This window comes from Paracoccus haematequi (assembly GCF_900631945.1).
In the GTDB taxonomy this organism is placed as follows: Bacteria; Pseudomonadota; Alphaproteobacteria; order Rhodobacterales; family Rhodobacteraceae; genus Paracoccus; species Paracoccus haematequi_A.
In genome coordinates this window covers 25,726-34,751 of sequence record NZ_UZWE01000065.1, presented here as the reverse complement: position 1 = coordinate 34,751, position 9,026 = coordinate 25,726, and the positions used below count along the sequence as shown (strand labels likewise).

The 9,026-nt window shown below is 61.0% G+C and carries 10 protein-coding genes; 4 read left to right on the top strand and 6 right to left on the bottom strand.

What is annotated here, in order from left to right:
- On the top strand, window positions 1–899 hold an 899-nt coding region (locus PARHAE_RS19025), incomplete at its 5' end, for an IS256 family transposase (protein WP_126156108.1).
- Here the strand turns inward: PARHAE_RS19025 and PARHAE_RS19020 are convergent.
- From PARHAE_RS19020 to PARHAE_RS19010, 3 genes are all read right to left on the bottom strand, one after another.
- Window positions 860–1,636: a BREX system Lon protease-like protein BrxL gene (locus PARHAE_RS19020; RefSeq protein ID WP_241232891.1), complete on the bottom strand. Its 777-nt coding sequence runs from the start codon at window positions 1,634–1,636 to the stop codon at window positions 860–862. The genes PARHAE_RS19025 and PARHAE_RS19020 overlap by 40 nt on opposite strands.
- Before the next feature lie 7 nt (window positions 1,637–1,643).
- Entirely contained in the window at window positions 1,644–3,608 is a 1,965-nt protein-coding gene (gene pglZ, locus PARHAE_RS19015) for a BREX-1 system phosphatase PglZ type A (RefSeq protein WP_277600688.1), read from the bottom strand.
- Window positions 3,609–3,729: 121 nt separating this feature from the next.
- Entirely contained in the window at window positions 3,730–3,996 is a 267-nt protein-coding gene (locus PARHAE_RS19010) for a helix-turn-helix domain-containing protein (RefSeq protein WP_024899154.1), read from the bottom strand.
- 329 nt (window positions 3,997–4,325) lie between these two features.
- Here PARHAE_RS19010 and PARHAE_RS19005 point away from each other — a divergent pair, with 329 nt between their 5' ends.
- Both PARHAE_RS19005 and PARHAE_RS19000 read left to right on the top strand, forming a co-directional pair.
- Window positions 4,326–4,646 (top strand): helix-turn-helix domain-containing protein, encoded by a 321-nt coding sequence (locus PARHAE_RS19005; protein ID WP_015740146.1) that lies wholly within the window; start codon window positions 4,326–4,328, stop codon window positions 4,644–4,646.
- A complete protein-coding gene (locus tag PARHAE_RS19000) occupies window positions 4,624–5,865 on the top strand; it encodes a type II toxin-antitoxin system HipA family toxin (RefSeq protein WP_126156107.1) in 1,242 nt (413 codons plus the stop codon). Before PARHAE_RS19005 ends, PARHAE_RS19000 begins: the two co-directional genes overlap by 23 nt.
- Window positions 5,866–5,960: 95 nt before the next feature.
- Here PARHAE_RS19000 and PARHAE_RS18995 read toward each other — a convergent pair whose 3' ends face one another.
- Window positions 5,961–6,287 (bottom strand): DUF736 domain-containing protein, encoded by a 327-nt coding sequence (locus PARHAE_RS18995; protein WP_024899152.1) that lies wholly within the window; start codon window positions 6,285–6,287, stop codon window positions 5,961–5,963.
- Window positions 6,288–6,854: 567 nt separating this feature from the next.
- A complete protein-coding gene (locus PARHAE_RS18985) occupies window positions 6,855–7,295 on the bottom strand; it encodes a hypothetical protein (protein WP_126156106.1) in 441 nt (146 codons plus the stop codon).
- A gap of 229 nt (window positions 7,296–7,524) precedes the next feature.
- On the opposite strand from PARHAE_RS18985, the gene PARHAE_RS18980 reads away from it, so the two are divergent.
- A complete protein-coding gene (locus tag PARHAE_RS18980) occupies window positions 7,525–8,025 on the top strand; it encodes a hypothetical protein (RefSeq protein WP_126156105.1) in 501 nt (166 codons plus the stop codon).
- 23 nt (window positions 8,026–8,048) lie between these two features.
- Here the strand turns inward: PARHAE_RS18980 and PARHAE_RS18975 are convergent, their stop codons facing one another.
- Window positions 8,049–8,975 carry a DUF2493 domain-containing protein gene (locus tag PARHAE_RS18975; protein ID WP_126156104.1) on the bottom strand — a complete coding sequence of 309 codons (927 nt, stop codon included), beginning with the start codon at window positions 8,973–8,975 and terminating at the stop codon, window positions 8,049–8,051.
- Window positions 8,976–9,026: the final 51 nt, after the last annotated feature.

Sequence of the window (9,026 nt, the reverse complement as noted above, 5' to 3'; positions counted from 1 at the left end):
AGGCCGAGGCCCTGATCGCGGCGGTCTATCTGGCCGGCACCAATACCCGGCGCGTCAAGCGGGCGCTGTTTGGCTTATTCGAAGGGGCGGTGAGCAAGGACGTGGTCAGCCGCGCCTGGCGCAAGGTGAAGGTCGACTGGGACGCCTGGTCCGCCCGCGACCTGACCGGCGAAGAGATCGTGCGGCTCATCCTCGACGGCACCGTCATCAAGACCCGGCTGGACCGCAAGGCCACCAACATCTCGGTGCTGGCGGCGATCGGCATCCGCCGCGACGGACAAAAGGTGCTCCTCTCGATCAGGAACATGGGCGGCGAAAGCACGGCTGCCTGGGGCAGCTTCCTTGCCGACCTGGACGCGCGGGGCCTCAGGCGGCCCGAGTTCGTAATCGTTGACGGCGCCCCCGGCCTTGAAGCCGCGCTCGTGGCGCTCTGGGGCGGGGACCTGCCCATCCAGCGCTGCACGGTTCACAAGCACCGCAACCTGCTTGGCCACGCGCCCAAGCGCCTGCATGACGAGCTGAGCGAAGACTACCGCGACATGATCTACGCCGACAGCGCCGCCGAGATCGAGACGCGCCGCAAGGCCTTCCTCCGCAAGTGGAAGCTCAAGTGCCGGGCCGTGGCCGATAGCCTTGAGGAGGCCGGCGATCGCCTCTTCAGCTTCACCCGCCTCGATCCGTCGCAATGGAAATCCGCACGGACCACCAACGCCATTGAGCGTCTGAACGAGGAGTTCCGCCGCCGCATCAAGACCCAGACCGTGCTGCCCTGCGCTGAAACCGTGCCGATGCTGCTCTGGGCGCTCCTGGCGTCAGGGCAGATCCAGATGCGAAAAGTCGATGGCTGGGAAACCCTTTCTCAGCCTCTCGTGCCGATGTCTCTTGACCTCGCGGCCTGACCGGAGCCAACGTTACATGCTCGGAGCGCGCTGCTCGCCAATTTCCACCACATTCGCGACACGACCGGACCAAGCTCGATGAGGTTGTAGTTGCGCTCAACAAATGGCACCAGGCGCAACAGTTGCGAAAGCTTTGACCTGCGCCCGAACAGTGACGGATCAAAGCCGATGCTCTGCATCAGCAGATCGATCCATTCCTCGGTGGTGAACTTATCCCGCGTCTCGCGATAGCCGTCATAGTCCACACGGGCGATCTGGATCGGCTTCAACGTGTCGATGATCCAGGGGGAGATCCGGCTGTCTTCCGAAAATTCGTACTGCACATCGGCGATGCACCAAATACCCGTAACCAGCAGTTTCGGGTGCGCCTTTACCGTGGCGCTGTCGATGGCAACCCGCTTGATACCGAGGTTTTCAAAGACCGCCTCATAGGCATCGGTCTTTTCGTTCAGCGCCACACTGACCTGATCGATGACCTTGTAGCGGCCGCGCTCCTTGATCGTCGACTGGACCAGCCCCGCTTCGGAACGATGGACGTAGTGCTTGCGCAGGATGTCCTTGACCGTCTCGATGCCTGTCGCAATCGAGGCTTCGTAGTCGGTCGCGCAATATTGGCCGAGCAGGTATTCGAGCACATAGGTGGGGACGATGGCGTTCCCCTTCACCGCCTTCACCAGGTCTTTGCGGACCACGAAACCGGCAAAATGCTCGTTGATCTTGTCATCAAGGGTCGACATCGGCACCTCAGAAATCGAAATCTGTGCTGATCCCGCGTTTCAGCAGCAGCGGCTGCGAAGCGTGATCTTCGAAATGGCTGGTCTTGCCGATGCGCGTTCGCAGCTTCAGGAAGACTGTCTGATTGTTATAGGCGTCTGCCGCCTTGGTCAGCAGGAAGCCCCGCGATAGCTCACGCTCGCGCGGATTCTCCGACACGAAATCGAATTCCAGCTCGGCTTCGTCAGAGATGAGCGATCCATCGTCTGCAAAGATCGCAGCATGCACCTGTCGGGGCTGCTGCTTCTCGGTCACCGGCTCTGCCTGATAGAAGGTGACCTGGATCTGACCTGTAGTGATCTGGGCACGGGCTGGCGGAATGATCTGCACCGATACCTGCCTGACATCCTCCTTGCGCTGCTTGCCCACACGCAGAACCGGCAGGACGATCTCCTGCAGACTCGCCCCACCATGAACAAAGCGGCTGCCTGATCCTTTTACGCGCAGACGGTTGATCGAGTTCGGGATCAGGATGTCCTGATCACCACCCAGCCCAAGCTGCGAGGCCGTGAACTTCTTCATGCCACCGCTGCTGCTGAGGCCCTGTCCGATCACATAGCGCCGGTTGCGTGTAACGATGTCGCCTTCCGGCTCACTCAGCGCAAAACCGCTCTCTTCCAACGCCCGGTGCTGCCACAGGAAGCCGTGGTCGGCGGTGATCAGGATGTTCGAGAAATTGGCCGAGGTCAGCTTGCGCACCAGCTTCACCAGATCCTCGATGGCGGTCTCTGCCGCTGCGGGAACATTCTCTTCGGTGGCGAGCTTGTCGCCAATCGCGTCAATCTGGTTGTGGTAGAGATAGAGGATGTCATGATCCCGGAAGAGGTCTTTGCCCTCTGACGATCCAAGGTTCATGAAATCCTTCGCCGCCAGAACCTTTACCCGGTCTCCAGCCCGGCCAGCAGCCAGCGCCTTTTCACGAGCGGCGGCACCCATGGTGCTTTCGCCGTCCAGAAGCACCAGATCATTGTCATCCCGGATCGTCAGTTGCCGGTGCGGCAAGAGCGCCGCCATTCCGAGCTGGGTATAGCTGGGCAAGGCCCCGATCATCGGCTTCAAATCGGCATCAAACCGGTTGAGCTTGCGGATCTCGCGCAGCGCCTCTTCGGCCACCTCATAGCGCAGCGCGTCCGAGATGATGACCACGACCTTCTGGTCCTTGCGCCTGAACTCTGCGGCCTGTTCGCGGTAGAAATCCATCTGACGCGGAAAGCCCGGGACCGCCCAGTCCGTGAGGCGAGCCACCTGATCCTGCCAGGCATCGTTCAACTTGAGCACGAAATTCGTGGTGTAGCGGTTCTCGACCGCCTCATAGAGCGCGGAGAGCAGCCCCGACTGCCCGCTTTTCTGCATGTGATAGATGAACTTGCGGTAGAGCTGGTCCAGCCGGAACCAGCTTGCGGAATAGCGCTTCACGCCATCGGACAGGCTGGTCATCGTCAGATCAGCTTCGGCCAGGACCTGCTGGAACTCCGTAGCATAGCCGATGGCCTGATAGACATCGGCGTAACGGCCATACCAGTGGCTCTGGCGGCGATCACGCACCCATTTCAGCACATCTGTCGCCGGCAGGCTTTGTTGGGCCAGCCCTTCAACGATGGCGACAACGATCCGCCGGTCCACTTCCTCGAAATGGTCATGCGGGATCAGGATGCGGAAATCGCGCGAGGCCAGATCATCCCTGATCTTCAGCACATCCTGATAGTCGCCCGACAGCTTCTCGAACGCTTCACCCCACCGGCGCGAGGCGCTCCAGCGGCGGAACATCAGCGCGGCATCGGTATTCAGGGGCGCAGTCTCCCCCATGGCCCGCGCCCAAGCACTGGAAAACAACGTGATGGCAAAATCCTGAAAGTCCGGCGCATCCGCCGTATAGCCATAACGCGCGGCCACGTCCTTCCAGAAGAACTCCGTCAGCCCGACCCGATCAACAATATTCGGTCAGCTCGTCGCTAACAGGCGCGATGTCGTCGAAGGGGGCGACCGCGGACGTCATGTCGATGGTCGCCACAAGCCACAGGCCGCAGCAGCGGATCGATGATGGCGCCTGCGCCGATCAGACGTCGCGGATCTGTCGGTGTCTCTTCTCGTCTTGGTCATGAACCAGCAACACTCCTTGCCCGCGATCCGTGGACAGGAGAACGATCCCTGCTGCTTCAAGCGCCCGGCGCACCTGATCCCGCGTTGTCTCATACACCTCCAGCCGGTTCTCGGACTCGAGGCGCTTCAGGGCAGTTAACGATATTCGGGCCTTGTCAGCGAGCGTCTCCTGCGTCCAACCCAGTAACGCGCGCGCGGCCCGCGACTGTCGAGCGGTGATCATGCATGATCACCTCCCATCGCGACCGGCGCGCATTCCAGAACTACGGCTATTTTAGTCGTTCTTGCTCAATCCGCCACATGAAATCGCTGAGGCACACCGTGAGGCGATTTGCGCAGCACAGCGTTCGATGTGCCCGATTCGCTGGCCATGGCTCGAAAGAGCAGCACTTCTGCCTTGGATTAGTTCGGCGTTGCTCCGCGATTGATTGAGCCCCAAACGATGCAGCCGACATCTGAATGATTCGTTTAGAGATCATATCCTTGACGTTCGCAATAGACCAGGATACGTATTCAGATCAAAGCGACAGAAATGATCCGTAAAGGCATCACATGAAGGCGGAAAAAGAAACACTGGGGCTGATCGGCGACCATTTTCGCCGCGCGCGTCTTGCAGCGGGGTTGACCCAGGAGCAGGTGGCCGATCTTGCGGGCATTTCGCGCCCGCGCTACCGCGACATCGAGACGGGGGCGGCGGCGGCGCGCACCACGACATTGATCAACATTGCCAGGGCGCTTGGGCTGGAAATGATGCTGGTCCCGCAGGCAATGGTGCCCGCCATCGAGGCGCTTTTGCGCCCCGAGGCCGAGGATGATCATCCGGCCTTCAGCCCGCAACCGGAGAGCGACGATGACAGCCGTCCGTACCGCTGAGACCATCACCGCGCTGGACGTGTTCCTGAACAGTGCGAAGGTTGGCACGATCGTCAGAACGCCGGGTGATTTCAACGCCTTCAGCCTTGATCCGGCCTATCGCGCGACTGGAGGCCATCCGGTTCTGAGCCTATCCCTTCGCGCGGCATCAGGGGGCTTGCGCAAGGATCCGCGACCGGTCGCAGGCAGCCTGCCGCCCTTCTTTGCCAACCTGCTGCCCGAAGACCGGCTGCGCGAGGCGATGGAAAAGCACCATGCGGGTACTGTGCGGTCGGGGAATGATTTCGATCTCCTGGCCACCCTTGGTGCGGATTTGCCGGGGGCCGTTCGGGTGCTGCCCAGTGACGGTCAACCCGGCATCGGGGCGGCGCCAACCCAAGGACGGCCCAAGGCCCGCTTCTCGCTGGCAGGCGTGCAGATGAAGCTCTCGGTGATGAAGAACACCGGCAAGGGCGGCGGCCTGACCTTGCCGCTCGGGGATGACGAGGGCCAGTATATTGCGAAATTCCCCTCGACCGCCTTTCCGGGCGTGTCGGAGAACGAGTTCGCGAACCTCGCGCTTGCCGAAGCCATCGGTATGAATGTGCCCGAGCGGGAACTGGTCAGCCGAGACCAGTTCGAGGGCATTCCCGAAGAGTTTGAAACACTTGCCGAGGGGCTGGTCTTGCTCGTGCGGCGTTTTGATCGCGGGGCAGACGGGCAGCGCATCCATATCGAGGATTTCGCGCAGGTTTTCGGCCTGTACCCGGCGCGCAAATATGATGGCGCCGCCTCCCACGACATCGCCTCTGTGCTGAATGTTGCGATCTCGCCGTTCGCCGCGCTGGAGTTTGTCCGGCGGCTGACCTTCTCGGTGGTCATGGGCAATGGCGACATGCACCTCAAGAACTGGTCGCTGATCTATCCGGGCGACGGCGACACGCCCGCTCTAGCACCGATCTACGACATGCTTTCGACCGTGCCCTATATTCCGGCAGATGGGCTGGCGCTGTCTCTGGGCGGCGAGCGGGCCTTCAAGGGCTTGGCCCCGGCCCGCTGGAAGACGTTTGCCAATCGGGCAAGGCTTCCCGAGCCAGCCGTGCTCAAGGCCGTTGTCGAGACGGTGAAACGCATTGATACGAAATGGTGGACACTGCCGGAGCGCGAAGTGGTCCCGCCGCCCGTGCTGGAACGCATCGACGCCCATGTCAAAACCATCATCCCGATCCTAAGCGCCTGATCCGTGCTAGACACGACAGGGCGCGGCGGCGTGACGACTTTCCCGCGGACATGAGAAAGGCCCCGACCTTGCGGTCGGGGCCTTTGTGCCGCGCCTTAGTCGCCGCGGCGACCGTTGGGGCGGGACCAGATGAGGGAGAAGGTTTCGCCTTCTTCGTCATCGAAGAGGTTGGCGTAGATCGGAGCGTTGAAGCTCGGATCGTCCAGCTTGAGGCCCAGATAGTCGCGGCCCTCGTTGGAGCGCTTGGACCAGGCGGCGCCGATCTCGGCGCGGCCGACCAGAACCCGGTGACTGGGAGCGTTCTCGCCGGTGGCGCGCAGGTCGGGGATGATGCGCACGCCCTTGGCCTGGACGCTGAGGGTGACGATTTCGCCGGTGAATTCGTTCGAGCCGGTCTTCTTGAATGTGCCGATGGTTGCCATTTTAAGTCTCCGTTTTCCGTTTCCGAGCCCGCACCATTGCGGCCTCGATGGCGATCGACCGGCCGGAGACGAACGCTGGCGCACCCCAAAGGGGCTGGACAGCACAGGAGAAACTTTCTTGTTCCGCGCGGAATGTCGGCTTTGCCGGCAGGGGAAGAAAGTTGTGACGACGCTGTTGCGCTAGAGCGGTCGAAGCGCATCGCGCTGGTTTTCGGCCAGATCAGGCCATTGAAGAGGCCGTTTGGAGCGGTCGAGACACGGGGGTTGAACGGGGACGGTGGCAACCTCGAGGCTCCATCAGGATGACCAGACCGGCGCACCGGCTTGTCTGGTCCCCCGCGTTTCAGGCCGTGCACATCCTTTTCTCCGGCCTGTGCTATCGGCATTGCCCCAACCGGTTTTCGGTCAGTCCTCGAATGCTGGCACTGAACGTCCTGCGCTCCTATGGGCCGTGCCTGTGCCTCACGCTGATCAGAGATTTACACGCCATCTACCCGCCCGCCTCCTGACGAAGACGGCAGATGATCCGTATCCGCTTCTGGTCCTGCCTCAACGGGTCACTCCAGTTCAGGTGCGTGCAAGGTTCCCGTCCGCAGGGCCGGTTGCCGCCATGCCTGCAACGCGCAGGAATGCTGTCACGCCCACCGCGACCGCACCGACCACCGAGAAGATGATCTGCCAGGTCTCGGACGGCATCATGTGTTTGACGATCCCGAGCGTAGCGTAAAACCCGGCCGTGCCCGCCGGGGCGACGAAGGCCAAAGCGATCAGCAGCCGTGCCCAGATCGGACGAACCAGCATGAGCAGGCCCTGACCGACCGCCAGTATCAGACCCGCAGCGATAAGACCGATGAGGATGCCGCCAGGCCAGCCAGCGCCCGTGCCATAGGCCCATATGCCTGCGTTCAGGCCGATAAAGAACGGCAGGGCGAAGACGGCGAGATTGAACAGCAGCCAGCACATGGTACCGATGGCTGCAATGGAAACGAGGATTCCGAGAACGATCATGGTGGTGTCTCCGGGCAAAAGGTTGGACGGTTGCGCCTTCCACCACCACCATGGCGCAATCACAGCATAGCAGCATTCCTCTCACCGCGCGAGAAGCGATGGCTTTCGAGGCCAGGCCTGTCCGAAAACTCGCAGTTTGAATGAGAAAGCTTATGCGTCTGGTGGACCAGTATCTGCTGCACCTCTACGATGACCATATCGTTGGGCGGAAGGATGCGGGTTAAAGTTTATGGCAGAAGTCGATTGGTCAGATCGGGCATTTTATGATGACGGCGAATGGGTGACATGGTCAGACATTGACGAACAGCTTCGTCACAAGGAATGGGGAGCGAAGTATCCAAACGCCATCCGATCAATGATCCCGTATTTTGAGGACCTGATCTCACTCGCTGAGAGCTACCATCTGGAGACGGGCCTGCATTTATCTGTGTATGGCGACATCGGTGAGCTGTTCGGTGGCATCACCTACGGCATCAAGTTGAACAAGACCTACGCGCAAGGTTCGGACGGCAGGCTCGAAAATGATCATGTCGAGATCAAAACCATCACTCCTTTCAAGAGCAAAGACGTGGTGATGGTGGATACATCAAGGCATTTCAGCAAGCTGCTCGTGGTCAAAATTAATGCGGAATTCCAGGTCTCCGGGCGAATGGTCAGCCGCAAGCAATTGCCAAAGCGCTCAGGCCGTTATGTCCGAATTCGTTGGGACGACCTGCCGCTATTGCAGTAGTGCTTATGCTGAACAGGCAGCGCTCACGCGCTGCCGGTCCCGAAGCGATAAACCGGGATACCCATCTTGCGAGCCTTGTCGGCCAGATTGTCCTGAATGCCCGTGCCGGGGAAGATGATGACCCCGATCGGCATGATGCCGAGCATCTGGTCGTTGCGCTTGAACGGCGCCGCCTTGGCATGTTTAGCCCAGTCAGGTTTGAAGGCGACCTGCGCGACTTTGCGATTGCTGGCCCAGGTGGCCGCAATGCGTTCCGCGCCCTTGGGCGATCCACCGTGCATCAGAACCATGTCCGGGTGCTTGGCATGGACCTGATCGAGCTTGGCCCAGATCGTCCGGTGATCAGTCGTGTCTCCGCCCGAGAAGGCGATCTTTGGCCCGGAGGGCAACAGCACCTCGTTGTCGGCCCGGCGTTTGGCGGCGATGAAGTCGCGGCTGTCGATCATGGCCGAGGTCATCTGGCGATGGTTGACCCGTGAACCGGAGCGTTGCGACCAGGGCGTTCCGGTGGTGCGCAGATAGATGTCCGCGGCAGTCTGGCGGAAGATTTCCATGCTGTCACGGCGCTCGATCAGGCTTTGTCCCGCGCCGATCAGGGTTTCCAACTGGACGGATTTAACCTCGCTGCCGTCCTGTTCGCGTTGAAGGCGTTTCTGCGTCTGCTCGTTATCGTCAAGCTTGCGCTCGATCCGTTCGACAGCGCGGTGGAAGGTGTTGACGGTGGACCAGAGGATTTCGTCGAGGTCGAAATCGAGGCTGGTATCGGCCATGGTGGAAATCAGGGCGTCGAAGATGTCGGAGACTGCGCCCTGGATGACGTGATCTTCGGGTGTGATCCGGGGATCGGCCTCGTCTTCCGAGGGACGGTAGCCGTAGAGTTCGAGTTCTTCGATGGCATGGCCGGTCGGGGACGTGCCGTGATCGGGTTCGAAATCGTCGTGCGCGTACATGGGATGCTTCCGTCAGTTGGACCGCGACCGTCGCGGCCTTCATGGCGACGA